The sequence below is a fragment of the Brevibacterium permense genome, from assembly GCF_025506275.1.
Taxonomy (GTDB): domain Bacteria; phylum Actinomycetota; class Actinomycetes; order Actinomycetales; family Brevibacteriaceae; genus Brevibacterium; species Brevibacterium permense_A.
In genome coordinates, this window is record NZ_QYCP01000090.1 from 38,201 (window position 1) to 64,126 (window position 25,926).

At 64.9% G+C, this 25,926-nt stretch carries 24 protein-coding genes and 1 tRNA gene; 16 read left to right on the forward strand and 9 right to left on the reverse strand.

Features of this window, described 5'->3' with window-relative positions:
- Positions 1–29: 29 nt before the first annotated feature.
- Positions 30–554 (reverse strand): DUF3515 domain-containing protein, encoded by a 525-nt coding sequence (locus D3I60_RS11655; protein WP_262776466.1) that lies wholly within the window; start codon positions 552–554, stop codon positions 30–32.
- A 32-nt stretch (positions 555–586) separates the two neighbouring features.
- On the opposite strand from D3I60_RS11655, the gene thiL reads away from it, so the two are divergent.
- From thiL to rsmD, 4 genes are read left to right on the forward strand one after another with little or no spacing between them, the layout of a single operon-like run.
- Positions 587–1,624: a thiamine-phosphate kinase gene (gene thiL, locus D3I60_RS11660; RefSeq protein ID WP_262776468.1), complete on the forward strand. Its 1,038-nt coding sequence runs from the start codon at positions 587–589 to the stop codon at positions 1,622–1,624.
- Between the two features lies 1 nt (position 1,625).
- A complete protein-coding gene (locus D3I60_RS11665) occupies positions 1,626–3,257 on the forward strand; it encodes a DAK2 domain-containing protein (protein ID WP_262776469.1) in 1,632 nt (543 codons plus the stop codon).
- A complete protein-coding gene (locus D3I60_RS11670) occupies positions 3,254–5,401 on the forward strand; it encodes an ATP-dependent DNA helicase RecG (protein WP_262776471.1) in 2,148 nt (715 codons plus the stop codon). The genes D3I60_RS11665 and D3I60_RS11670 overlap by 4 nt, the downstream gene beginning before the upstream one ends.
- 10 nt (positions 5,402–5,411) lie before the next feature.
- Positions 5,412–6,014 (forward strand): 16S rRNA (guanine(966)-N(2))-methyltransferase RsmD, encoded by a 603-nt coding sequence (gene rsmD, locus D3I60_RS11675; protein WP_262776472.1) that lies wholly within the window; start codon positions 5,412–5,414, stop codon positions 6,012–6,014.
- A gap of 3 nt (positions 6,015–6,017) precedes the next feature.
- Here rsmD and ehuA read toward each other — a convergent pair whose 3' ends face one another.
- The 4 genes from ehuA to ehuB are packed head-to-tail and all read right to left on the reverse strand — an operon-like array spanning position 6,018 to position 9,197.
- Complete coding sequence (gene ehuA, locus D3I60_RS11680; RefSeq protein ID WP_262776475.1) at positions 6,018–6,824, reverse strand: ectoine/hydroxyectoine ABC transporter ATP-binding protein EhuA; 807 nt, start codon at positions 6,822–6,824, stop codon at positions 6,018–6,020.
- Complete coding sequence (gene ehuD / locus D3I60_RS11685) at positions 6,811–7,470, reverse strand: ectoine/hydroxyectoine ABC transporter permease subunit EhuD (RefSeq protein ID WP_262776477.1); 660 nt, start codon at positions 7,468–7,470, stop codon at positions 6,811–6,813. The genes ehuA and ehuD overlap by 14 nt, the downstream gene beginning before the upstream one ends.
- On the reverse strand, positions 7,467–8,297 hold the full coding sequence (gene ehuC, locus D3I60_RS11690) for an ectoine/hydroxyectoine ABC transporter permease subunit EhuC (RefSeq protein ID WP_262776479.1): 831 nt from the start codon (positions 8,295–8,297) through the stop codon (positions 7,467–7,469). Before ehuC ends, ehuD begins: the two co-directional genes overlap by 4 nt.
- A 21-nt stretch (positions 8,298–8,318) precedes the next feature.
- A complete protein-coding gene (gene ehuB / locus D3I60_RS11695; RefSeq protein WP_262776481.1) occupies positions 8,319–9,197 on the reverse strand; it encodes an ectoine/hydroxyectoine ABC transporter substrate-binding protein EhuB in 879 nt (292 codons plus the stop codon).
- 116 nt (positions 9,198–9,313) lie between these two features.
- Here ehuB and D3I60_RS11700 point away from each other — a divergent pair, with 116 nt between their 5' ends.
- From D3I60_RS11700 to D3I60_RS11735, 8 genes are all read left to right on the forward strand, one after another.
- On the forward strand, positions 9,314–10,072 hold the full coding sequence (locus D3I60_RS11700; protein WP_262776483.1) for a GntR family transcriptional regulator: 759 nt from the start codon (positions 9,314–9,316) through the stop codon (positions 10,070–10,072).
- Between the two features lie 73 nt (positions 10,073–10,145).
- Positions 10,146–10,664 carry a pantetheine-phosphate adenylyltransferase gene (coaD, locus tag D3I60_RS11705; RefSeq protein ID WP_262776485.1) on the forward strand — a complete coding sequence of 173 codons (519 nt, stop codon included), beginning with the start codon at positions 10,146–10,148 and terminating at the stop codon, positions 10,662–10,664.
- Between the two features lie 3 nt (positions 10,665–10,667).
- Positions 10,668–11,858: an MFS transporter gene (locus tag D3I60_RS11710; RefSeq protein WP_262776488.1), complete on the forward strand. Its 1,191-nt coding sequence runs from the start codon at positions 10,668–10,670 to the stop codon at positions 11,856–11,858.
- A gap of 74 nt (positions 11,859–11,932) precedes the next feature.
- Positions 11,933–12,496 carry a YceD family protein gene (locus tag D3I60_RS11715; RefSeq protein WP_262776490.1) on the forward strand — a complete coding sequence of 188 codons (564 nt, stop codon included), beginning with the start codon at positions 11,933–11,935 and terminating at the stop codon, positions 12,494–12,496.
- Between the two features lie 2 nt (positions 12,497–12,498).
- Positions 12,499–12,702, forward strand: a complete 204-nt coding sequence (gene rpmF, locus D3I60_RS11720) for a 50S ribosomal protein L32 (protein WP_025777330.1) — start codon at positions 12,499–12,501, stop codon at positions 12,700–12,702.
- Positions 12,703–12,706: 4 nt separating this feature from the next.
- The gene (gene rnc / locus D3I60_RS11725; protein WP_262776493.1) at positions 12,707–13,411 is read left to right on the forward strand and encodes a ribonuclease III; all 705 of its coding nucleotides are present in this window, start codon (positions 12,707–12,709) and stop codon (positions 13,409–13,411) included.
- Between the two features lie 61 nt (positions 13,412–13,472).
- Positions 13,473–14,405 carry a bifunctional DNA-formamidopyrimidine glycosylase/DNA-(apurinic or apyrimidinic site) lyase gene (gene mutM / locus D3I60_RS11730; protein WP_262776495.1) on the forward strand — a complete coding sequence of 311 codons (933 nt, stop codon included), beginning with the start codon at positions 13,473–13,475 and terminating at the stop codon, positions 14,403–14,405.
- Positions 14,406–14,686: 281 nt separating this feature from the next.
- Complete coding sequence (locus D3I60_RS11735) at positions 14,687–15,082, forward strand: DoxX family protein (RefSeq protein ID WP_262776497.1); 396 nt, start codon at positions 14,687–14,689, stop codon at positions 15,080–15,082.
- 21 nt (positions 15,083–15,103) lie between these two features.
- On the opposite strand, the gene D3I60_RS11740 is transcribed toward D3I60_RS11735, so the two are convergent.
- The 4 genes from D3I60_RS11740 to D3I60_RS11755 form a co-directional block, all read right to left on the reverse strand.
- The gene (locus tag D3I60_RS11740; RefSeq protein ID WP_262776499.1) at positions 15,104–15,964 is read right to left on the reverse strand and encodes a CorA family divalent cation transporter; all 861 of its coding nucleotides are present in this window, start codon (positions 15,962–15,964) and stop codon (positions 15,104–15,106) included.
- Positions 15,965–16,036: 72 nt separating this feature from the next.
- A complete protein-coding gene (locus tag D3I60_RS11745) occupies positions 16,037–16,510 on the reverse strand; it encodes a hypothetical protein (protein WP_262776500.1) in 474 nt (157 codons plus the stop codon).
- 90 nt (positions 16,511–16,600) lie between these two features.
- Entirely contained in the window at positions 16,601–18,412 is a 1,812-nt protein-coding gene (locus D3I60_RS11750; RefSeq protein ID WP_262776502.1) for a BCCT family transporter, read from the reverse strand.
- Between the two features lie 281 nt (positions 18,413–18,693).
- Positions 18,694–18,766 (reverse strand) — tRNA-Asn (locus D3I60_RS11755).
- Positions 18,767–18,853: 87 nt separating this feature from the next.
- On the opposite strand from D3I60_RS11755, the gene smc reads away from it, so the two are divergent.
- The 4 genes from smc (at position 18,854) to D3I60_RS11775 (ending at position 25,731) form a co-directional block, all read left to right on the forward strand.
- Complete coding sequence (gene smc, locus D3I60_RS11760; protein ID WP_262776503.1) at positions 18,854–22,393, forward strand: chromosome segregation protein SMC; 3,540 nt, start codon at positions 18,854–18,856, stop codon at positions 22,391–22,393.
- 238 nt (positions 22,394–22,631) lie between these two features.
- Positions 22,632–23,033, forward strand: a complete 402-nt coding sequence (locus D3I60_RS11765; RefSeq protein WP_025777325.1) for a hypothetical protein — start codon at positions 22,632–22,634, stop codon at positions 23,031–23,033.
- Positions 23,034–23,193: 160 nt separating this feature from the next.
- Complete coding sequence (ftsY, locus tag D3I60_RS11770; RefSeq protein ID WP_262776505.1) at positions 23,194–24,336, forward strand: signal recognition particle-docking protein FtsY; 1,143 nt, start codon at positions 23,194–23,196, stop codon at positions 24,334–24,336.
- Positions 24,337–24,510: 174 nt separating this feature from the next.
- Positions 24,511–25,731, forward strand: a complete 1,221-nt coding sequence (locus D3I60_RS11775; RefSeq protein ID WP_440588574.1) for an ammonium transporter — start codon at positions 24,511–24,513, stop codon at positions 25,729–25,731.
- Positions 25,732–25,926: the final 195 nt, after the last annotated feature.

Below are 25,926 nucleotides of genomic sequence, written 5' to 3' on the forward strand. Positions count from 1 at the left end.
GCGGAGCAGCCGCGTCTTCGGCGGGCGCTCTAGCCGGCGATGTCCTCGGCGCCGACGCACTCGTTCTCCGGCGGGAACTTCGACAGGGTCGGTGAGATCGCGGCGAGCACGTCATTGCCTGACTCGGCCTTGCGGTTGACGAGCACCTCGACGGCGGGGGTGCGCCCGTAGCTGGTGAATCTCCACGTCGAATCGTCGTCCTCGACCGGCTTCGAGATCCAATCGACCCCGGACACGCTCACGCACTGATCCGTCGTCGGCCCTGGAGGAGTGACTCCGCAGCGCAGCACCGCGACGTTGGGGTCTCCCCACGCCTTCGTGCCCTGCGAGGAGGTCGTGCGTGCCTTCTCGCCCGAGATCTCATCGGGAAGGGTGAGCAGGATGTCGGCACACTTCGGATTCGCCGCGTCCTTGGCCGGTTCGACGATGACGGTGCGCGAACACCCGGTCACTGCCAGACCGGTGAGGACCGTGGCCAATGCGACGTAGGCGAGAGAACGACGACGGTGCGCGGGCCGAGCGTTGCGGCGCGTCGAAGCAGGGCGAGATCTCATAGGACTACCGTATCGCCCGATAACCTGGAGCCATGACCCGACTGTCCGAACTTGGCGAATCACACATCATCTCCCGCGTGCTCGGCCGCAATCCCAGCAGCACGCACGTGATCGTCGGACCCGGGGACGACGCGGCCGTGACCGCACCGGAGGGGCGACTCGTCTCGACCGCGGACATGCTCGTGGAGGATGAGGACTTCACTCGCGAGTGGTTGGACTGGGAGAAGCTCGGAGTCAAGGCGGCAGCCCAGAACCTGGCCGACGTCTGTGCCATGGGCGCGACCCCGCACGGATTGCTCGTCTCCGCCGCCGTCCCCGATGACACGGACATCGCCTGCCTCGAAGCCCTGTACTCCGGGCTCTTTGACGAAGCGGAACGAGCTGGGACGGCTTTGGACTGCACGGTGCCGATCATCGGCGGGGATCTGTCTTCCTCGGGTCTCATCGTCATCGCCATCACCGCACTCGGGACCGTAGGGGAGGAGTCCGCAATTCTGCGCTCCGGCGCCCGGCCCGGAGATTCGCTCTACCTGGCCGGAACGGTCGGGCGAGCCGCCGCCGGGCTCGACCTGCTCTTCGCCGGAGCGCGACCTGACACCGCCGGACCGGAGCTCCGCTCGCTCATCGACACCCAGCTGGCGCCACAGCCTGACTACGGTGCGCTGCGCACGGTCGGGGCTGCCTCGGCGATGATCGACGTCTCCGACGGGCTCAGCCTCGACCTCGCGCGGGTGGCGACCGCCTCGGGGGTGGGCATCGATCTCGATCGCTCCGGGCTGCGCGACCTTGTCGACCCGCTGCTGCCCGCAGCCGAATTCGTGCTCGAAACACGGGCGACTGGAGGGGCAGGCGACGGGGTCAGTGAAACGGAGGTGGCCACGACGGCAGAGGATCTGGCGCTGTCCTGGGTGCTCGACGGGGGAGAGGACCACGGCTTCGCCGCGTCTGCGCCGCCTGCCGCCGTGCCTGGAGTAGGCTGGCGGAGAATCGGTGAGATCCGCACCGGACACGATGTCAGCCTCGACGGCACACCCGTGCCGGCGAGCGGTTTCAGCCATTTCGGGAAGTGACATGAGCAACGCCATCAGCCTCAACGGTCGTCTGGCAGCCCGCTGGGCCCGCCGTGCGGTCGACCGGCTGCGCAAGGAGCGCACCGAGATCGACGAGCTCAACGTCTTCCCCGTCCCCGACGGCGACACCGGCACGAACATGTACCACACCCTGCGCGCCGCTTACCTCGCCGTCGAAGAGCTCACAGGCCCCGTCACCCTCCCGCACGTCGTCGCGGCACTGGCCGCCGGAGCCGGACGCGGCGCTCGCGGCAACTCCGGACTCATCCTCGCCGTCGCCCTGCAGGGAGTCGCCGATGCCCTGGCCGGAGTCACGGTGGCCACCGCCGACGCCATGGCCACCGCCCTGGAGACCGCGTCCGACCGGGCGCGGGCCGCCGTCGCCCGACCCGTCGACGGCACCATGCTCACTGTGCTCGACGCCATGGCCACCGAGGCCCGTGAGCAAGCCGACGACGGAGCCTCTCTGATCGACGTCATCGCGGCCGTGCGGGAACGCTCCCGGTCGGCGCTGCGCGAGACCACCGGACAGCTCACCGTGCTTCGCGAAGCCGAGGTCGTCGACGCCGGATCGACGGGCATCGTCGAACTCTTCGACCTCCTCTACGCCACCGTCACCGGCCGCACTCCTCAGGATTCGATGCTCGCCGAGGTGGCCCGCGCCCCGAAGATCATCCACGAAGCCACCGCCGACGAACTCGAGATCGTCGCCATCCTCGTCGACACCCCCGCTGACGCACTCGCCGAGGATCTCGACCGCCTCGGCGGGACCTCGATCGTCATCAACGCGGCCAAGGTCCACGTCCACGTCGCCGACGAAACGACCGCCGCGGCCGTCATCGACCGCCTCGGCGAATATGGGATCGCCCGGCTTGATATGGAAGACCTGCGGATGCACGAGGAGGAGGGTGAGACGAAGCTCATCGCCCTGGTCAAGGGCACGGGACTGCTCATGCACACCGCGCTCAACGGGGCCACGGCGCTGACTCCGGAGGTGGGGGACCTGTTCGAGACGATGACCGAACTCATCGCCGCCGAGGACCGAGAGGTCATCGTCATCCCCAGCTCCACCTCGGCGCTGAAGTCCCTTGCCGGGCTGGGGGCGCACGTCGTGCGCTCTCGCAACGTCGGCACCCTGCTCTCGGCCCTGGCCGTCTACGATCCCTTCGCCCCCGCGGGGGAGATCTTCGCCGATATGACCGAAGCGGCCGCGGGCACGAGGGTGGGCACGATCTACTCAGCCGATCAGCTCGCCTCCGACCCTCCGACGGGGATGCTGCCGGTGATCCGCGAAGACGAAGGATCGACTGCGGGCGGCGTTCCGGGTGCGGCCACGGATGATCGTCCGAGCGGGGGCACGGCAGTGGCGGCTCATCCGGCACAGTTCTACCGGGTCTTCATCGAAGGCCGCGCGAAGACCCAGAGCACGGAGCTGCGGACCCTGGTCGAGAAGCTCGCCGATCGGCTGCTCGGGGCCGGGGGAGAGCTGCTCACCGTCGTCCACGGACCCGACTGCGCACCGGAGGTGCTCGACCACCTGCGGGATTGGATCCAGAAGTCACATGAGACCGTCCACTTCCAGGACATCGATTCCAGAGACTCCGGAGTGCTCGTGATCATGGGGGTCGAATGACGACCCGGCTCGAAGACAACTTCCGGCCGGCTGATCGGAAGAACTTGGCCCAGCGCGGGGTGCATTCGGTCACTGACCTGCTCCGCTTCTTTCCCCGCCGCTACCTCGTCCCCGGGGAGCGCACGGAACTCGGGGATCTGCCCCTGGGGGAAACCGCGATCATCCAGGCCGAAGTCATCAAGGTGGAGACGCGACGGATGAAGCAGCGGAAAGGCACGATCACCGAAGTCATCGTCCATGACGGGAAGCAGTCGATGAAGATCGCGTTCTTCAACCAGTACTGGTTGGAGAAGTCGCTGAAGCCGGGACTGACCGTCGTCTTCGGCGGCAAGGTGGAATCGTTCCGCGGGCAGCTGACTTTGGCGTCTCCGGTGTGGCTCAACCGCACCGAGGATGACCATGAGTGGACACCCGAGGACCTCAACTCGCCGTTCCCCATCTACCCGGCTGTGAAGAAGATCGCGCAGTCCCGGCTGTGGAGTTCGATCAAGACCTTGCTCACCGTCGCTGGGCCCGAGGAGTTCGAGGATCCGCTGCCGAAGGGGCTGCGGGAGGCACATGAACTGCCGGATCTGCGCACAGCTCTGGAGGACATGCATCGACCGCGGAAGATCGAGGACGTCGAACGGGCCCGTCTGAGGTGGAAGTGGGAAGAGGCACTCGCCCTGCAGACCGAGTTCGCTGCCCGCAAAGCGAAGTTGGCCGACGAGAAGGCGACGCCGCTGCTCACGCAGGGGACGAAAAGCCGCCGATTCGACGAAGACCTGCCCTTCACCCTCACCGAGTCCCAGGTCAGGGTCGGTGAGGAGATCGCTGAGGACATGGCCGCAGACCGGCCGATGCACCGGCTCCTGCACGGTGACGTCGGTTCCGGTAAGACCCTCGTGGCACTGCGGGCCATGCTCACTGCGGTCGACTCCGGTGCCCAGGCCGCCATGCTCGCCCCCACCGAGGTGCTCGCCACTCAGCATTTCCATTCGATCCGGACATTCCTCGACGAGCAGATGGCGCTGTCGCCTCTGCTGGCCGACGACGACCAGGTTACGGTGGCGCTGATGACCGGGTCGATGCCGGCGAAGGACCGTCGCGAACTCGCTCTCGACCTCGTCGCCGGCAACATCGACATCGTCGTCGGCACGCATGCGCTGCTGTCGGAGTCGACGATGTTCGCCGATCTCGGTCTCATCGTCGTCGACGAACAGCACCGCTTCGGTGTCGAACAGCGGGAAGCGCTGCGCGCGAAGGGCGGGGACACGACCCCGCACACTCTCGTGATGTCGGCGACGCCGATCCCGCGCACCGTGGCGATGACGGTCTTCGCCGACCTCGATATCTCGACCTTGAAGGAGATGCCGGCCGGGCCGAAGGACATCGCCACCCATGTGGTGCCGGTCGTCGACCAACCTGCCTGGTACGTCCGGGTTCGGGAGCTCATGCGGCAGACCGTCGAGGCCGAGAAGGGAGTCTTCGTCGTCTTCCCGCGAATCGAACCGATGGATATCGAAGATCCGGAGTCCGGGGATGTAGTCGGACAGAAGCAGGGCATCGAGGACATCACACGGAAGCTGTCTGAGACCCCGGAACTGGCTGGTCTGAAGTTCGGTCTGCTTCATGGGCGGATGTCGACGGCGGAGAAGGACCGGGTGCTCGCGGACTTCGTCAGAGGCGACATCGAGATCCTCGTCTCGACGACGGTCATCGAGGTCGGCGTCGACGTGGCGAGGGCGACGATGATGGTCATCATCGAAGCTGAGAACTTCGGTGTCGCACAGCTGCACCAGCTGCGCGGACGCGTCGGCCGTGACGGCAGCTCGGCCATGTGCTTCCTGCTCACCGAGATGAGTGCTGAAGATGAGAGCTATGGACGGCTGCAGGCCGTGGCCGAGACGCTCGACGGTTTCGCTCTGGCCGAATACGACCTCGACGCCCGAGGCGAAGGCGACGTGCTCAGCGGCTCCCAGTGGGGCGGATCCTCACTGCGGCATCTGTCGATCCTCCGCGACTCCGAGATGGTCGCCGAAGCGAAGACGATCGCTGAGCAGATCGTCGCCATCGACCCCACTCTCGAGGCGGTCCCCGCGCTCAAGGCCTTCATCAGGCGCGTCCTGCCCGAGGACGACGCCCACTTCATCGAGGCAGGCTGAGGGAGCAGATATGAGAATCATCGCCGGCGCACACAAGGGCGCCAGACTGTCCTCACCGTCGGGAGCGAGCACCCGACCCACGTCCGACCGGGTCAGGGAGTCTCTGTTCTCGATGCTCGAGGGCTACGGGGTGCTGCAGGCTGCGAACGTCCTCGACCTCTTCGCGGGGTCCGGTGGACTCGGCTTCGAAGCGATGTCGCGGGGTGCCGCGCAGGTCGACTTCGTCGACTCCTCGCTCGCCTCTATCCGCTCGCTGCAGGCCAATGCGGACAGGCTCGGCCTCGATCATTCCGCCGAGGTCCACGCCGGAGATGTGCTCCACTTTCTCGCCGGACTGCCCGGACCGGAGAATCCGGAGTCACGTGTCTTCGACCTCGTGTTCATGGACCCGCCGTATCCGCTGGGCGAGGACGCTGTCACGCAGATCCTCAGGCGTCTGCGAACGCACTTGGACATGGAGTCCATCGTCGTGGTCGAACGTGCCGCGCGTTCGCCGGAGCCGACGATGCCCGACGGGCTGGAGGTCTTCCGTTCGAAGACCTTCGGCGAGACCGCGATCCACTTCGTCCAGCTCGTCGCAGAGGGGGCGGGCGACGGCACCGAGGAGGGGTGAACCTCAGAGCACGCTGGAGAGGAACGACTTGGTGCGTTCGTGACTGGGGTTGTTGAAGATCTGGTCGGGCGGGCCCTCTTCGAGGACCTGACCGCCGTCGAACATCATCACCCGGTGAGAGACGTCGCGGGCGAACTGCATCTCGTGAGTGACCAGCAGCATCGTGATGTCCGTGGTCTCGGCGATATCGCGCAGCACGCCGAGCACGTCGCCGACGAGCTCGGGGTCGAGCGCCGAGGTGACCTCGTCGAGGAGGAGGATCTCCGGACTCATCGCCAGCGCCCGGGCGATCGCCACACGCTGCTGCTGGCCGCCGGAGAGCCTGGTCGGATGAGCATCGGCCTTTTCCGACAGCCCGACACGTTCGAGCAGCTCCTTGGCCTCCGTGCTCGCCTCAGCCTTCGACTTGCCGAGCACGTGAACGGGTGCTTCTATGATGTTCTCGAGCACCGTCATGTTCGGGAACAGATTGAATTGCTGGAAGACCATGCCGATGCGCGTGGTCATCTCACGAGTGCGCTTCTTCGGCATCTCGACCCGCTTGCCGTCGCGTTCCTCGAACGTCAGCGGTTCGCCGTCGACGAAGATGTAGCCGTCGGTGAGGTCCTCGAGCGTCATCACGAGGCGCAGGATCGTCGTCTTGCCCGAACCGCTGGGCCCTATGAGGGTGACGCGCTCGCCGGGAGCCACCGTGAAGTTGAGGTCTTTGAGCACAGTCGTGGGGCCGAAGCTCTTCTCCACGTCCTTGAACTCGATCGCCGGCGTGCCTGCGGTGGCGGGAGTGGCTGGGGTTTTCTCAGTAAGTGGCAAGGCGTCGGTCCAATCTCTGAATGAGCAATGAGGTCGGGTAGCTGGCGACGAGGAAGATGATTCCGGCCAGAGTGAAGGCTTCCGTATAGGCGAATTTCGCTGCTCCGAACTGCTGCGCGGAGGTGACGAGCTCGACCACGGAAATCGCGAACAGGAACGGTGTGTCCTTGAACATCGCGACTGCGTAGTTTCCCAGCGAGGGGATGGTCGCACGCAGAGCCTGCGGCAGTACGACCGCGGTGAAGGTCCTCACCGGCGGCAGGGACAGTGCGGTGGCAGCCTCGAACTGGCCCGGCGGCACCGAATCGATCCCGGCACGGTAGCTTTCGGACATGTACGTCGAATAGTGGATGCCGATGACGATGAAGCCGATGACGAGCGCCGGAACATCGACCAGGCCCGGTATGCCCGCGAAGATGTAGTAGACGAAGATCAGCTGCACGACCAGCGGCGTGTTGCGGACGAAGGCGACGAGCAGTCGGACAATCCAATTGATCCAGCGCGGCAGTCCGCGGATGGCCACGGCGAGGATGAGACCGAGGACCGTGGCGATGATCGTGCCCACGACGGTCGCGATGAGCGTGTTGACGAAGCCGCGGAGCAGGATCGGCAGCGCTTCGGCGGCGAATTCCCAGTTCCAGATCACAGTCGCCCCCCTTGTCCCGAAGCGGGTCCGGACTCCGGACCTGTCCCGAGTCCGTCGCCGCCTCCGTCATCTGCGGCAGCGCGTGAGGTCGAGCGGTCCTTGCGCACGGCATCTGCGCGAGCGAGGCGACGGGCCTCACGACGATCGGTGCGCGAGTTCGGCCGCCTGCGTCCCAGAGCGGCCGTGGCTCTGCGTTCGAGGAAGTTCATGAACTCCTGGATCAGCCAGGCGATGACGAAATAGATGATGAGGCCGACGGTGAAGGCGAAGTACGTGTCGTTCGTGGACTGACGCAGCTGCGTGATCTTGTCGGTGAGGTCCTGGAGAGTGATGAATGAGACGACCGCGGTGCCCTTGAGCAGCTGGATGAGCAGTGTGGCCAGCGACGGGATCATCAGGGCCCAGGCCTGCGGGAAGATCACGCGGATCATCCGTCGGGACGGTGAGAGGCTCAGGGCGATCGCGGCCTCCCACTGCCCTTTGTCGACGGTGGTGATCGAGGAACGGACCACCTCGGCGGAATAGGCGCCGTAGTTGAGCGCCAGCGCCCCGATGCCGCAGATCATAGGATCGAGCTCGACGCCGAGGAGCGGGAAGACGTAGAACAGCCAGAACAGCTGCACGAGCAGGGAAGTGCCGCGGAAGAATTCGACGATGATCCGGGCAGGTACTCGCAGCCACGCGTGCGTGGACGTCATCGCGAGCCCTAGAGCGAGCGCTATGATGACGGCGCCGAGGCTTCCGACGACCGTGAGGATGATCGTCACCCGAACTCCCTCCCACAATTGTGGGAGGAAGTTCAGCAACGTCGTGAGGTTTTCGGTCATGGTGCTTCAGTTCGCGTCGGCTCAGGAGTCAGCGGTGGGAAGTTCGCCCTTGCAGAGCTGATCGGTCGTGATCGAACCGTCGGGGCGCTCCTCCTTCGTGAAGCCGTAGTCCCCGACGATGTCGAGGTAGGACTTCTCGTCGGAGACGATCTTCTCCAGGGCCTTGTTCCATTCGTCGCGCAGCTCGTCGTCACCGGTACGGAACACAGTGGCACCCGCTCCGACCTGCGGGACTCCATCGATCTCCTGGACGAAGGATTCGCTGACTTCGACGTCGGCGTCCTTGTTGTTCTTCGCCATCCAGTTGAGCGAGATCCCCGTGAGGGCGAAGACATCGGCGCGCCCGGTCGTCACAGCGTCCATGCCGTCCTGTGGGGTGCCGACCTGCTGAGCCTTGATGCCCAGGCTCTCCGCGTAGTCGGACTCGATGGCACCGGTCATGGTGGCGAGCTTGAGGCCCTTCTCCTTGACGTCGTCAAGGGTCTTCATCCCTTCCTGCTTGCCCTTCTTCGTCATCAGAGCCGTGGTGTACATGAACTCGGGGTCGCCGAAGGCGGCCTGTTCGCAGCGGTCGGGAAGAATCGACATGCCGGCAGAGATCGCGTCAAAGCGCTCGGCGTTGAGACCTGGGATGAGGGAGCCGAACTCGGTATTGACGCCTTCGACGTCGTCGACGCCGAGCTCCTTGAACACGGCCTTGGCCAGAGCCACGGACGCTCCCTGGAGTTCACCGCCCTCTTCGAAGCTGTATGGGGCTTCACCGGCGAAGCCGACGGAGATCTTTCCATCGTCGATGGCCTTCTGCAGAGTCGACTTGTCGGAGTCGCTTCCACCGCAGGCACCGAGGGTCAGCGTCAGCGCGAGGATCGATGTCGCGGCGGCCAGTCCTTTGAGTTTCATGTGCTGTTCCTTCCTTGAACGTCGACACATCATCGTGACGTGCGTCTCTGAAACAGTATTCAATACTCATGCTGTCCGAATGTCACACTGTCTGACAACGTTATATGATCGTGACTGTGACGAATCCTCCGACTTCCGAGCTGCCGGTGCTGCGCAAAGTGGTCCGCTCTTCGACGATCGACCTCATCGTCGATCAGATCCGCAACGCCATCTACTCCGGTTCGCTCGAGCCTGGTCAGTCGATCAACGAAGTGCGCACGGCCGAGCTGCTTGAAGTCTCACGGCCGTCTCTGCGGGAGGCCCTGCAGCGTCTCATCAGCGAAGGAGTGATGACTCATGCTCCCGGACGCGGTGTGCATGTGAGACGCATGCGCACGGCCGACATCGACGATGTCTATGCCGTGCGCGAGGCGATCGAATCGCAGGCGGTCAAGCTCGTCATTCGGCGTGGTTTCGCTACCTCCCGGATCAGCTTCGCATTGAGAGAACTTGAGCATGCGATCGAGGAGAACGTCGCACGCTCCATCGGCGACGCGGACCTCAACTTCCATCACTCGATCGTCGCGTGCTCCGGATCGAATCGGCTGACCAATCTGATGAAGGTCTCGATGGTTCACACCCGCCTGCTGTCGCTGTCGGATAAGCGCGGCTATGAGGTCCGATGCGATGTCCTGGACAGTCACAGGAACCTCGCCGAGGCGGTCGCGGCCGGTGACGAACCCCGTTCCCTTGCCATCGTCGCCCGGATCATGGCCGAGGCGGCCTCCCGCCTGCACGGCCAGGTTGATGATTTCGACGGGCAGGTGGTCAAAGGTATCGATGCTGAAACTCCCACCGATGACCAGTGGCTGCTGCTGCGCGAACAGGCGCACTGACAGTCGGCGCCTCTCGAGTGTCCGTCACACGGATCTGCCCGCCTCTGATCGGGGCAGACGATACGATGAGGGCATGAAGGTCGTCTGTCCCGGTTCCTATGACCCGATCACCATGGGTCATCTCGATATCATCGCCCGCAGCTCTCTGATGTTCGAAGAGGTCGTCGTGGCAGTGGTCCACAATCCCTCGAAGTCCGGTCGCTTCGACCCGGAGATCCGTGCCGACCTCATCCGCCGATCCTTAGCCGAGGACGAACGCACTCGAGATGCGCAGAACATCACGATCGACCTCGTCTCCGGGGGCCTCCTCGTCGACTACTGCACGAGAATCGGCGCCCCCGCCGTCGTCAAGGGCCTGCGGTCGGGCACCGACTTCGCCTACGAACTGCCGATGGCGCTGATGAACAAGCACCTGTCCGAACTCGAGACGATCTTCGTCCCCGGTGACCCGAAATTCGAACACGTCTCCTCCTCACTCATCAAAGAAGTCCACGCTGGCGGCGGGAACATCGAGGGCCTCGTCCCCATCTCGGTGCTGGAGGCATTGGGCGGCCGCGGACCCGCGGCCGCGAACGACGACAGCGTCGTCTGAGGAATGAGCGCAGCCGCCAACCCTGCCAATAGGGCCTGGTTCCCGGGCCTCGTCATCCACACCGTCGTCGCGCACGCGACGTACAACGGTGTCCGCGTCCTCATCTCCTACCGCACCCTGGAGCTCGGTGGATCAGGAGTCGTCCTCGGTCTCATGACCGCGGTGTACTCACTCGTCCCGCTGCTCACCGCGCTCTTCGTCGGTCGCCTCGTCGACCGCGGGTACGCCACGGCGGTGCTGTGGGTCGGCACTGCTCTGTCGATCCTACCCGTCGCGCTCGCGGCCACCGCACCCAACCTCGGTGTGCTCCTCATCGCCACGATGAGCCTGGGCTTCGGCCAGCTGCTCACCACGGTCGCCTCCCAGGCGCTCATCCCGCAGAGCTTCCCCGCTTCGAAGCTCACCGCGAAGTTCGGCCACCTCACCCTCGGGGTCTCGATCGGACAGACCATCGGCCTGCCGCTGGCCGGCATGGTCGCCGACGCCACCTCGGGTGATACTGCGATCACGAACGCGCTGTGGTTCATGACCGCACTGTCAGCGCTCACCCTCATCGCCGCCGTCATCGTCATGCTCCGCGGCCGCACGCCCCATGTCTCCCGCGCCGAGGCGGCCGAAGGTGCCATCGCCCCGTTGGCTCTGCTGTCGGTGAGGGGGATGAAGCCCGCGATCTTCGCCTCCATGGCCACGCTCGCCGCCGTCGATCTGATGACCGCCTACCTGCCGCTCATCGGTCAGCAGAACGGATTGACGGTGACGACGGTGACGTGGCTGCTCGCGGCACGGACCTTCGCCTCGGTGATCTCCCGGCTCTTCATCGGCTTCCTCACACGGAAATGGCGAAATCTCTCCCTGCTGTGGACCGCCTCGGCGGCCGCTGGGCTCTGCGTGGTCCTCATCCCCGTGCTCAGCCAACCGTGGACGCTGGCGATCCTGCTCACGATCGCAGGCTTCTGCTTCGGTCTCACCCAACCGCTGACGATGACCTGGGTGTCGACGCTGTCGGATCCAGCGAACCGGGCCGCGGTGCTGTCGATCCGCTTGGCGGGCAACCGACTCAGCCAGGTCGCGATCCCATCGGCCGCCTCGGCGCTCACGGTCATCGCCGGTTCCGGGATCGTGTTCACGATCTCCGGCGCACTGCTCCTCCTGGCCGGCGGCGTCACCTGGCGCAACCAACACGAGAAATGGTGAGCAGGAACACCTGCGTGGCGAGACGGACCCGATTGGTAATGGCCGCTGACAATGATTAGAATGGTGAGTCGCGTGTGAACGCAGGAGCGACATCCTCAAACGCACCAGGAGGACAGGGCATGAAGAGCAGATCTGAATTCGTCTATGATCTCAGATCCATGGGATTGCTCGGTCATCCGGGTGAGTGGGAACGGGTGAACACCACCTTGTCGGCTCCAGCGGATCTCAAGATCGAAGTGATCGGGGTTGCGGAAGGTTCACCACTGACGCTCGAGCTGATGTTCGAGAGTGTGTCGGAGGGGATCTACGTGTCGGGCACAGTCTCGGCGACGGCCCGCGGCGAAGACGCGAGGACGCTCGAACCCATCGAGTTGCCTATAGATGTGGACATCCAGGAGATGTACGTCTATGAGCAGGCCGAAGGGGACGAGGACTCCTACGTCATCGACCGGGATCAGCTCGACCTCGAGCCCGCGATCAGAGACGCCGTCGTGATGGCTGTGCCGTTCAATCCCTCGCGGGATGAGAGCGAAGAGTTCAGCTACACCTTGGGGGAGGACCTCGAGGTGGACGAGGACGAATCCGAATCGCCGTTCGCATCATTGAAGAATCTGTTGGAAGAGAAGAAAGAGAGCTAGACGTGGCTGTTCCGAAGCGTAAATTGTCGCGCAGCAACACCCGCCACCGTCGTTCGCAGTGGAAGGCCAAGGCTCCGAACCTGGTCAAGACTGTGGAGAACGGTCGCGTTGTGTACTCGCGCCCCCACCAGGCCAAGGTCGTCGAAGACGCAGCCGGCACCCCGCTGTACCTCGAGTACAAGGGCCGCAAGGTCGCTGACGTCTGAGACTGTGGACACTGACACCACAGCAGCACTGAAGAAGAGTCTCGGGATCGATATTGATCCCGAGACTTTTCGTCTCGCGCTCACGCACCGCTCTTTCGCCTTCGAGGCCGGTGGCATCCCCACCAACGAGCGCCTCGAGTTCCTCGGCGACTCCGTTCTGGGCCTCGTCGCCACCGAGTCGCTGTTTTACGACAACCCGGATCTGCCTGAAGGCCAGTTGGCCAAGATGCGTTCGGCCGTCGTCAACACGCGTGCCCTGGCATCGATCGCTCGCCGGCACGGCATCGGCGAGCACATTCTGCTGGGCAAGGGTGAGGAGCTGACCGGAGGGCGGAACAAGGACTCGATCCTCGCCGACACGGTCGAGGCCCTCATCGGTGCCACGTTCGTCTCTCGCGGTCGCGAAGAGGCCTTCGCCTTCGTCCACCGCCTCATCGACGGCATGCTCGACGACGCGGTCAACCTCGGTGCGGGGATGGATTTCAAGACCACCCTGCAGGAGGCCGCCGCCGACCTCGACCTGGGTGCCGTGAGCTACGAGATCACTTCGGCCGGACCTGACCATGCGATGGTCTTCACCGCCACCGCGATGCTCGGTGCGAACAACTGGGGTACTGGCGACGGCTCCTCGAAGAAGGCCGCCGAAGCCGCGGCCGCCGAGGTGGCCGTCAAAGCCATCCGCACCATCTATCCGGACTACCGGCGCTGAGCCTCACCGTGGTGACTTTGTGCGCTCACGGGCGCATTCCCGGTCGATTCGAGGGGCACTGATGCCTGAGCTTCCCGAGGTCGAAAGCGTCCGTCGCGGCGTCGACGAATGGACGGCTGGAACCACGATCGCCGGCGCCGAGGTGGCCGACCCCCGAATCTTGGGCACGACGTCCCAGCGGCGCATCGATCCGTCTGCGGTCTCCGGGTTCGTTTCGGCCGTAACTGGGGCGCACATCCTCAGGGCCGAACGGCGCGGGAAGTTCATGTGGCTGAGCCTGGGGGAGGGGACTGATCTCTCCACTGCGGACCCGGTCACTTCACCTGTGCCGAGGCCCGAACTCGGCATCCTCGTGCATCTGGGCATGAGCGGACAGCTGCGCATCCACTCGCCCGGCGAGGAGATCCACCGCCACACACGGGCGATTCTGCATCTCGACAGCGACCGCGAACTGCGGTTTGTCGACCAACGGATCTTCGGCCATATCGGCGTCCAACCTCTCGTCCACGGGTACGGTCGGCTCGTCCCCGCCTCGGCGGTGCACATCGCGGCCGATCCGCTCGAGCCCGCGTTCGATCCGGAGGCCGTTGTCGGCGAACTGGCGAATAAACGCACCGCGATCAAGACAGCGCTGCTCGACCAGACGCTGGTCAGCGGAATCGGCAACATCTATGCCGACGAGGCACTGTTTCGGGCAGGAGTCCACCCCTTGGCGGTGCCGGCCCGGACACGGAAGAGCCGCCTCGTTGCGGTGCTCGAATCCGCGACGAAAGTGATGAGCGATGCCCTGGCCGTGGGCGGGACGAGCTTCGACGCGCTCTACGTCAACGTCAACGGCGAATCTGGTTACTTCGATCGCGCCCTGCTCGTCTACGGGCGCGGGGGACAGGAATGTGTGCGCTGCGGGACCGAGATCGTCAAGATCACCGTCGGCGGGCGCGGAACCCACTACTGCCCCGTGTGCCAGAAGCCCCCGCGGTATCGTCTGCGGTGACGACGCTGGGGTGATCCGGCCTCCGAGTCTCCGGCACGGTGCACTGCAGCTGCCGAGAGCAACCCGTTGGTCGCAGTCCCTCGCCTTCGTCGCAATTCCTACAGTCAACGGTCCATCGGACACCGGCAGCGGCATTATGCACCGCTGCAGCGCGGTGAAATGAAACTCAGGGTGTGGGATGCCGGGCAGGAAAGGCTGTCGAGACCTCCGGCTTCAATGCAGTGAAGCGTAGACTCGGGCGAGAGGTCGCCACCTCGGCGCTCAGGCGGAGAGGAATGCTCATGTTCACGGTTCCAACGATCGCTGCCGGGATCGTACTCCTGCTCGTCAGGGCGGTTCTGACGGTGGCTTTCGTCCGCGAGTTCATGGTCAAGGCCAATGATATTCCGCGGTTCGCCAAAGCGGATGGGCTCAACGTCCCGACCGCATGGTTCGTTGCCATCGCCGAGCTTGCCGCCGCAGTCTCGTTCGCCACCGGCGTCCTCGCCCAATGGGCCGGTCTCGGCGTCATCGTGCTCATGCTCATCACGACGAGCCTACACGTATTCAAATGGCACTCGAAGTACTGGGCCTCTGCGGGAGGTCCCGAATACGACCTGCTCCTTCTGGTTCTGGCCGCGGTCATCACCGCATTCGGTGCCGGCCCGATCGCCATACCGGCGCTGTTCGGAATGTAGCCGAGAATGGGTTCGTCCGGCTCACGACGAACGAGTCAGCCGGCGGATGAAGACGAGGGTCGCCACGGTGAGCAGGCCGGGGATGACGAGGCCGAAGATGATGAATCCCGGCAGGCTCCCCAGACGATCGAGCATCCACTGGAAGTTCATGCCGAAGAAGCCCGTCGCCAGAGTGAGCGGCAGGAAGATCGTCGCCACCAGAGTCAGCCGTTCGGACACGACTGAGTCCTGCTCGTTGAGGATGTCGCCGAGCATCGCATACAGACGCGTGGTCATCGACTGGTTCGCCCCGAATGCCGCTGCGGCACGGGCGAGCAGCCGCTGATGGTCCTCGCCGAGGCTCTGCGCGAGCTCTTCCTCGTTCGACAGCAGCCTCTGCTGTGCGGCCTGGGTCTCACCGATCCGGAAGGGCTCGGCTCGCAGTCTTCCCATCGTCCGCCGCCGCGGTGAAGACGCGTAGCCGACTGCTTGTGACTCGAGCTCCTGGCACCGGTCATCGATCTCGTCGAGTGCCTCTTCGCAGCGGCGTGCCACGATGAGAATGAGGTCGACGAGCGCTGTCCACGTATCGTCGGCATCGGCAGGAAGCTTTCCCGCTATGGAGTCCAGGGCCTTCTTCTCGCCGATGACGAGCAGGCCGCGGTCACGGGCGTGGAGCTGCAGCGCGTGGTGGGCGCGATCCTCGTCGAGTACCTGCAGCACGAGGCTGATCTGGTTGTCGATGACCGCAGCCATCGGCCGCCTCGGCGCAGGATGTGCGGTGTGCAGCTTCAGGTCGAGGACTTTCGACGCTTCATCCGTCAGCTCTCGGTCTTCGGGGGTGGCTAGAACGCAGCGTGCGTCGGCAGAGTGCTCACGCAGCGCCTCGACGCTGTCGACCACGATCATCAGTCTCGCCCTCCGTCTTTCGCCTTCAACAGTGCCGTCTGCGAACACAGTATCAAGACGTCAGTGTCAGAATGCCCTCGCGAGATACGCTTTGTGGCCATCGATGAGAGCGCGTTGCGCCTCGGTGTGGTCAGGTGGGGAGAGAACGTTCGCGGGGTTCGTCGGAGACAACCACAGTGAGTCGATTTCGACGATCCGACCGTCTCTCAGGCGCACTGCCGCAGCCAGCCGATAACGTGAACCGGGAGCCGGTAGGAGAATGCGGTCGAGATCCCGCCAGGCGATCCGATGAGGTCTGCCGGTGAAGCCGCACCAGATGAATTCCTCAGGAGTGATCTCCAACCGGGCGCGGGTGTCCAAGTGGAAGTTCACCCACGCGCCGATGAGCGCGAGGACCGGTGCGAAGAGGAAGATGAGAAATGCCGGTTCGGCGAAGATCGCCAGGAGGATCACCGTGATGAACGCGAGAATCGCCATGACGACGAGCATCCAGCCGATGAATGTCGAGATGTTCCCCTCGCGTCTGATGACTCTGTGCATGTGCCTAAGTCCGTCTCTCCAGAACTACCTGACGGCGGCCCAGCAACCTCGCGCGAGGTAGCTGAGCCGCCGTCAGGTAGTAATAAGGGGTTAGTTCTTTGTGGAGGTGTCCTTGTCTGTGGACTTTGCCGCATCCTCCGTGTCCTCGGCCGGCTCGTCCTCGATCTGGAGTTCCGAGGTTTCGAGGCCGAAGATCTCGCCGTCGTACGCGTCGACCGCGGTGGCCACCGAGGTCTCGAGCACGTGCGCGGCCAGCTGCTCCTGGATGATGAGCGGATCCTTCGACAGGTCTTTCCACACCGCCACGCATAGCAGCAGCATGACGATGACGAATGGCAGGGCGGAGACGATCGTGATGTTCTTCAGCCCGTCGAGCGCCTCGGCGGGATCGGAACCGCCCGCCAAGAGCATGACCGCAGCCACGGCACCGGTCGCGGTGCCCCAGAAGATGACAAGGCCCTTGCCCGGTTCCTGCATGCCGTTGGCCGACAGGGTGCCCATGACAATCGACGCGGAATCCGCGCCGGTGACGAAGAAGATCGCGATGAGGATGACCGTGACGATCATGAGGATGATCGCAATGAGGTTCGGCAGCGGCAGAGCGCCGAGGAGGTCGAACAGGATCGTGTCCATGTTGATGTCCGGTTCGCCGTCGACGACCTTCGCCAGCGCCTTGACCGTGCCCTCGCCGCGCTCTGCGCGCTCCTGGATGCCTATGGCGCCGCCGCCGAAGATGGCGAACCAGATGGTCGAGACGACGGAGGGGACGATGAGCACGCCGGTGACGAACTGACGGACGGTGCGACCGCGCGAGATGCGTGCGATGAACAGCCCGACGAAGGGCGACCATGACACCCACCATGCCCAGTAGAAGACCGTCCACGACGACAGCCACTCATTGACCCCCTGACCGTCGGCAGCCGTGCGCGAAGCCAGCTGCGGCAGATCCTGGATGAACGCACCCACCGAGGAGGGGATGACGTTGAGGATGAACAGCGTCGGTCCGCCGATGAAGACGATGAGGGCGACGATGACCGCGAGCACCATGTTGATGTTCGACAGCCACTGAATGCCCTTCTCCACACCCGAGACCGCGGACGCGACGAACGCGGCCGTGAGGATCGCGATGATGATCACGAGCACCGGTGAGGAGACATCGGACATGATGCCCGCGGATTCGATGCCGCCGCCGATCTGGATGGCGCCCAAGCCCAGCGAGCAGGCCGAACCGAACAGAGTCGCGAGGATCGCGAGGATGTTGATGACCTTGCCGCCGATTCCGTTGACGGCGCGTTCGCCGAACAGCGGGGTGAACATCGACGAGAACAGCTGCGAGCGTCCCAGACGGAACGAACCGTAGGCCACGCCGAGTCCGACGATGGCGTACATCGCCCACGGGTAGAGCGTCCAGTGGAACAGTGTCGTTCCCATGGACGTGCCCATCGCCTCGGCAGTGGAGCCGTCGACTGTGTTCGGGGGAGGCGACATGTAGAAGAACAGAGGCTCACCGACCGCGGAGAACACGAGTCCGATGCCCATGCCCGTGGCGAACATCATCGCAATCCACGAGGAGGTCTTGAACTCCGGCTTCTCATCGTCCTTGCCCAGAGGGATCCGACCGAACTTGCTGACGGCGACGACGATGACGAAGATCGTGAAGATCGTGGCGGCGATGACGAAGAGCCACCCGAAGTTGTCCATCACTCCGGTCAGCAGCGTGCCCGCCACCGAACCGAGAGTCTCGGGGGAGACGAAGCCCCAGACGACGAACGCGACGGCGAGGATGCCGGCCGCGAAGAAGACCACCTTGTCCAGACCTTCACGTTTGAAGGGCCGGAGCGCGGTTGTCGGATGCTTCAGGTGCTCGATGAGTTCCTGAGTCTTTGTATGTTCACTGCTCATAGTGATCGGGCCGATCGGGGCGGGTCCTCGGTGACACGAATGAGAACGGCTGCCGCCTCGGCGTTCCTTCCTTGGATGGACTGCATCGGACAGGTGGCCGAAGGGATCCGAGCCGAGTGCACCCGAACACCTCTCACACATGATCATGACAGACCATGGGCGATGATGGTCGGAAATCCCTCATCTCGGACCACCAACTGTCGCCTTTCGCTGTGCTTCACCGTCACACAGGTGCGGTGAATAGTGAGGGACCCTGCCGCGCACGACAGGGCCCCTTCCAGCTCCCCCGGCTGGGCTCGAACCAGCGACCCTTCGATTAACAGTCGAATGCTCTGCCAACTGAGCTACGGAGGAAAACGGCGCAGTCGCCTACGCACGAGGAGAAACTCTACCAAAAGATTCGGGATCTCGCCGCCGCCTGCGGATATGCTGGTGCCCAATATGCATCTCAAAAGCCTGACACTGCGGGGATTCAAGTCCTTCGCCTCGGCGACGACCCTCCGATTCGAGCCGGGAATCACCTGCGTGGTCGGACCCAACGGCTCGGGCAAGTCCAACGTCGTCGACGCCCTGTCCTGGGTGATGGGCGAACAGGGTGCGAAGAATCTGCGCGGCGGAAAGATGGACGACGTCATCTTCGCTGGTACCTCGAAACGGCAGGCCCTGGGACGCGCCGAGGTGACTCTGACCATCGACAACACCGACGGAGCCATCCCCGTCGACTACACCGAGGTGACCATCTCGCGGACCCTGTTCCGCACCGGCGGATCCGAATACGCCGTCAACGGGGCGCCGGCGAGGCTGCTCGACATCCAAGAGCTGCTCAATGACTCCGGCCTGGGCAAGGAGATGCACGTCATCGTCGGTCAGGGCCGTCTCGACGCGATCCTCCATGCTGACCCGCTGGAGAGGCGCAGCTTCATCGAAGAGGCCGCCGGGGTGCTCAAGCACCGGCGTCGCAAGGACAAAGCGGTCCGCAAACTCACCGGACTGCAGACGAACCTCGACCGGCTCACCGATCTGCGCACCGAACTCAACCGGCAGCTGGGGCCCTTGGGACGGCAGGCCGAAGCCGCCGCGAAGGCAGCGACCGTGCAGGCGACGCTGCGTGACGCCACCGCCAGGCTGCTCGCCGACGACGCAGTGAGGATGCAGTCCTCCCTGGCCTCGACGAGCGAGGGCGAAGACCACAGCGACCGCATCGCCGAACTCGACCACCGCCGCACCCGCACCGAGGCGCGCCTGTCGGAGATCGAAGCCCGGCTGTCCGAACTCGACAGCGAACTCGAAGTCCAACGCAACGCCGAATCGCGGACACAGACACAGGTCGTGCGTGCTCAGGGGCTGAGCCAACGTGCCGAGGACAAGCGCTCCCACCTGCTCTCGGAGGTCACGAGCCTGGGGCAGCGGGAAGCGAAGTCACCCGAAGAGCTGCGCGCCCAGGCCGAACGCAACCGCTCCGAACTTACCGACGCCGAGGCGGCCCTGACCGAGAAGACGAACGCACTCGAGGCCAGCCAGCAGCGGAAGGAAGAGCTCACCCAAGCCCTGCGCACCGCCGAAGACGAGGTCAAGGCCGCACAGATCGCCATCACCGAAGCCGTGAAGAACCGCTCGGCGCTGCAGTCCAAGCAGACGCAGGCGGCCGAGCGGATCACCGACCTCAAGACCCGGATCGAAGCCAACCGTGCGGAGATCGACACCGTCACGGCTCGCATCGCCGAGCGCAGCAGGGAACTCGAAACTGCCGAGACCGGTGTCGAGGACGTCGAAGCCGGTGAGACCGAACTCGACTCCGCGTACGAGGCCGCGCAGGAGAGCCTCGAGAAACTGGAGACCGAGCGCACTGAGCTGCAGGAGCAGCGGGCGCAGGTCGCCTCCGAACTGTCATCGGCGAAGGCCCGCGCGGAAGCCCTGGCATTGGGCACCGCCCTGGAAGCCGACCTCGAAGACATCGTCAATGCGGATCTGCCGGGAGTGCGCACGGCCGTGACAGAAAGACTGAGTGTCGACCACGGATTCGAAATGGCCGCGGCCGCGGCCCTGTCGACGACGGTCTCCGGCGTCATCGTCGATGACAGCGCAGCGGCGCTGGCAGTGCTCGACCACCTCGGCGAGGACACGAACGTGTCCCTGACGATCCCCGCCGGGGTCGAACCAGCGGCAGGGAAGGGCGGTGGGAGCGCCCTCGACGCTCTGCCGGAGCTGCCTGCGCTGGACGGCCTGCGATGGCTCTCCGATGTCGTCGACAGCAACGTCCCCGAACTGCGCGCTCTGCTTGCCCGTGCCCTGCACGGTGTCGTCTGCGTCCCCGATGCGCGCACCGGAATCGAACTCACCGAGGCCCGGCCCGAACTCACCGCCGTCACCGTCCACGGTGAAGTGCTCACCGCGACCCGCATCAGCCGAGCCCGCACCGCCTCGGGCACACGCCTGGCCTCACAGACCGCGCTCGAGGACACGCATTCCCTCGTTGCCGACCTCGACGACCGGGCGCAGAAGCTCGACGCCTCCTTGAGGGAACTCGAACCGCGCCTGACCGCAGCGCGAGAGGAGTCGGCCGCAGCCCTCGACGCCCTCCACTCTTCGGACGCGAAGATCATGGCCGCGGCCGAAGAGGTCTCACGCATCACCGGTGAGATCGGTGTGGCTCGCACTCGCCTGCAGCGCGCGCAGGAGAACGCGACCGAACTCGAATCCCGCCTCGCCGCCGCCGAACGCGACTCTCAGTCGGCCGCGGCAGCACTGGCCGGAGCCGCCGAGGTCGACGAAGTCGTCGACACCGCTGCTCGGGACGAACTCAGCGCACAGGTCGCCCAAGCTTCGGAAGACCTCGTCGAAGCCCGCATCAGCCATCGGTCTGCTGCCGACCGGGCCCGGTTCTTAGGCGACCGGGTCGACTCCCTCCTGCGGGCGGCGAAGGCCGAAGAAGCGGCGCGGGAGCAGACGCAGCGCACGATCGCGAAGAAGAAGCGCGCGGCCGCCTCGGTGCAGCTCATCGCCGAAACCGCGACCGAAGCCGCGGAACTGGCCACCTCCACCGTGGCCGAGCTCGGTGAGGCGATCCAGGTCCTCGTCGACGAACGCGGCGGTCTGCGCGAAGAGAAGGGCCGCCTCGGCGAGGAATTGGGATCGACGCGAACTCAGCTGCAGAAGCTCAAGGACGCTGCCGCCGAAGCCGAACTCGCGAAGGAACGTTTCCGGCTTAGGCTCGAGGAGATCGCGCACCGATCGGAGGAGGAGACGGGGCTGGGAATCGACCGCCTCATCGACGAATTCGGGCCGCATCTGCCCGTTCCGTCGTTCGAAGAGGACGTCGAGGACCGGCCGTATGTGCGCTCCGAGGTGGAGAAGCGGCAGAAGCAGGCGGCGTCGCAGCTCAAGCGCATCGGCACAGTCAATCCGCTCGCGCTCGAGGAGTATGAGGCGTTGAAGGAACGGCATCAGTTCCTCGAGAAGCAGATCGCGGACATCGAATCCTCGCGCAAGGACCTCATGCAGCTCGTCGAGGAGGTCGATCGGCACGTCGAACGCGTCTTCGCCGAAGCCTATGCGGATACGGCGCGGGAGTTCGAGGACATCTTCTCCCGCCTCTTCCCCGGCGGTGAGGGCGCACTGAGCCTGACCGATCCGAACGATATGCTCACCACCGGCGTCGACGTGCACGCCCGCCCGGCCGGCAAGAAGGTCAAACGTCTGTCTCTGCTCTCAGGAGGGGAGCGGTCGCTGGTGGCCGTGGCCATACTGGTCGCGATCTTCAAGGCTCGGCCGAGCCCGTTCTACGTCATGGACGAGGTAGAAGCGGCCCTCGACGATCTCAACCTCTCCCGCCTGCTCACAGTGTTCAAGGAGCTGCAGGACTCCTCGCAGCTCATCGTCATCACCCACCAGAAGCGGACGATGGAGATCGCCGATGCCCTCTACGGTGTGACGATGCACGGCGACGGGGTGTCGAAAGTCATATCGCAGCGGATTCCGTGAACCGCGGCCCACGATCTGCCCGGCGCGCCCGAGCTGACAGGCCTGCCGCTGGGGCACAAGGCCGTTTGACGGTGATGCCCAGGACAGTCCCAGGGAATTTTGCAACTGCCGCACGGTGGGCGAGCACAATTGTCGTGGCCGGGGACTATAGACTTGGGCCCAGACACAGGTATTCGAAGAACGTGAGGAGCGGGACGTCCATGGCCGAGGCTGCTGTACTGCGAGGTGGCTCGAGGGCATGAATTCGGTACTTGTCGTCATCGTCGGACTCGCGATCTCCTTCGCCCTGGCACTCGTCGTCGTCCTCCTCGTGGCTCTGCCCGGCCTGCGCGCCGAAGGACGCCTGCGATACTCCTCCGATGTGCAGCGATTCCGCCTGCCGCCCGAGTGGACCGGCTACGACGACGAAGTCCACGAATTCTTCGGCCATGATGACGGCACCTCGCACCTGGCGACCAGGGAGCAGGCAGCGGTGACCGCTATCCGCGACCACTCCTATGTGCTCCGGCCCCAGCCCCGACGCCATGCGGCGCCCTCCCTCATCACGGTCCGCCCGCGCACTCGCCACTGGAAGATCCCCGAGTCGGGAACCGGGTGGAAGACCACCGCCGGGTTGCTCTTCGGCAGCCGCGGATCCTGACCTGAGACCTATGCGGCCTCGAGCGGTCGAGGCCCACGACAACGGAGGTCGCGCCGACTGATTCCGGCGCGTTCACCGACACACTGACACCACCGGAAGAGTCCGGGAACTCGAGTGCCGGCGGCCCGAACGGCGGCACTCAAAGGAGGACGGAAGAACCATGGATCAGCCGATCATCTTGCTCATCGTCGCGGCGATCGTATTCGCTCTCGTCGTCGGCGTGGGCATCTCGCTGCGCGTCAACGCGCGCAAGAAGGGCCTCGATGACAGGCGCGGCATCGATGCGGAGGTCACCGGTGAGCTGAGCATCGATGACGTCGCCGAGGCAGTCGAGAAGGACAAAGCCGAAGCGCGCGGTTCCGAGGTTCCCACCGAACCGGCCAGCCGCCTCGTCCGCCTGCGTGAACGCCTTGCGAAGTCGAACAGCGGGCTCGGGCGCGGACTGCTCAACCTCCTCTCCCGTGACAACCTCGACGAGTCCGCCTGGGAGGAGATCGAGGATACGCTCATCCTCGCCGACGTCGGCGTCGAACCGACGACCGAGCTCGTCGACCGCCTGCGCGAACGCGTCAAGGTGCTCGGCACCCGGAACCCAGAAGAGGTCCGCGGGCTGCTGCGCGAAGAGCTCATCGAACTCGTCGATCCGACGATGGACCGCTCGCTCGCCGATACCGGCAAGGGCGGCGACCCCTCCGTCATCCTCGTCGTCGGGGTCAACGGTGCCGGGAAGACGACGACGGTGGGCAAGATCGCCCGCGTGCTCGTCGCCGAGGACAAGTCCGTGTTGCTCGGCGCCGCGGACACCTTCCGCGCCGCCGCGGCCGAACAGCTGTCCACATGGGGTGAACGCGTCGGCGTCGAGACCGTGCGCAAGGAAGAAGGCGCCGACCCCGCTTCGGTGGCCTACTCGGCCGTCGAGAAGGGACAGGCCGACGGTTCCGACGTCGTCCTCATCGACACCGCCGGACGTCTGCAGAACAAACGCGGACTCATGGACGAACTCGGCAAGGTCAAGCGAGTGGCCACCCGACCGCTGGGGGAGGGCCACGAGATCGACGAAGTGCTCCTCGTCCTCGACGCGACCACCGGACAGAACGGCATGCAGCAGGCGAAGGTCTTCGCCGAGGCGGTCGACATCACCGGAATCGTGCTCACCAAGCTCGACGGCACCGCGAAGGGCGGAATCGTCGTCGCCGTCCAGCGTGAACTCGGAGTGCCGGTCAAGCTCATCGGCCTCGGCGAAGGTGCGGACGATCTGGCGCCGTTCACCGCCGAAGGGTTCGTCGACGCGCTGCTCGACTGATTTCACACACTGAACCTGCGCATGGATTCTGCCGGGTCTCACCCTTGTATCTGCTGGGTGAGACCCGGCTTGTCATATTCACGAAACATAGCCGAATCATCACTGTGACATGCGTCATGGAAACTGTCTCTGCGCGGTTCGATCCGGAACCGACTTCGACAGATGAGAGACGACATGGAACTCGATGCAGTGAACGTATGGATGATGGTCGCGGCAGGGCTGGTCCTGCTCATGACCCCCGGGGTGGCGTTCTTCTACGGCGGGATGACGCGAATCACCTCGGCCATCAACATGATGATGATGGTCTTCTCCGCAATGGCCGTCGGCGGTCTCGTCTGGGTGCTCTACGGATACGGACTGAGCTCGGGTGATTCGATCGCCGGACTCGTCGGCAATCCGCTGTCCCAGCTCGGACTCACCGGTGCCGTCGCCGAAGATCCCGCCTCGCTGATCTCGATCGGCTACGGTTCGACGTTCGCGATGATCGCAATCGCACTCATCGCCGGTGCCGTCGCCGACCGAGCGAAATTCTCCACCTGGCTGGTGTTCTCCGCCGCTTGGGTGACGCTCGTTTACTGCCCGCTGGCGTTCATGGTCTGGGGCGACGGACTGCTCAGCGAATCCGGTGCGATCGGCAGCCTGTTCGGACCCGCCATCGACTTCGCCGGCGGCACCGTCGTTCACATCAATGCCGGCATCTCGGCGCTCGTCCTCGTCGTCGTCATGGGTCGCCGTGCCCGCTTCTCGACCCCGCACAAGCCGCACAACATTCCGATCACCGTGCTCGGAGCGGCCCTGCTGTGGTTCGGCTGGTTCGGCTTCAACGGCGGTGCCGCCTCAACGATCGAACAGGGTGGACTCATCTGGATCAACACCTTGGCAGCACCGGCCGCCGGCATGATCACCTGGATCATGATCGAACGGCTGCGGGCCTCGCGGCCGTCCAGCATCGGCAGCGTCTCGGGTGCGATCGCCGGCCTCGTCGCGATCACCCCGGCATGTGCCAACGTCGATCCCTACGCCGCCGTGCTCATCGGCATCGCCGCGGGAGCGGGAGCGATCTTCGCCGTCGAAGCCAAGAACCGTCTGCGCTACGACGATGCGCTCGATGTGGTGGCCGTCCACCTCGTCGCGGGAATCATCGGCACCGTGATGATCGGCTTCTTCGCCTTCCCGCACGAGGACGGACCGTCCGGTCTCTTCTACGGCGGCGGACTCGAACTCCTCATCGCGCAGGTGCTCGCCTGCCTCGTGGCCATCGTCTTCGCGGGGCTCGTCACGCTGGCCATCTCGCTGGTGCTGCGGCGGACGATGGGGCTGCGGATCGACCCGCGCGAGGAGCTCGAGGGCATCGACACCTACGAGCACGCGGAGCAGGCCTACTCCTTCCGGTGAACGCAGTCGCCAGCGGTGGCCTCCCCGATCACCGGCTGCTGAATTTCGGCCCTCACCTCGCAGGTGGTTGCTTCCCCGACCACTGCTGGCCACCTGTCACCGCTGGCGGCAACTCTTCCCCACGCGGTCGCTTCCTACAGGTACTGACACATCCCTCACTGCTTGTTCTCTCTCCTGCAGCCAGTCGGGCATCCC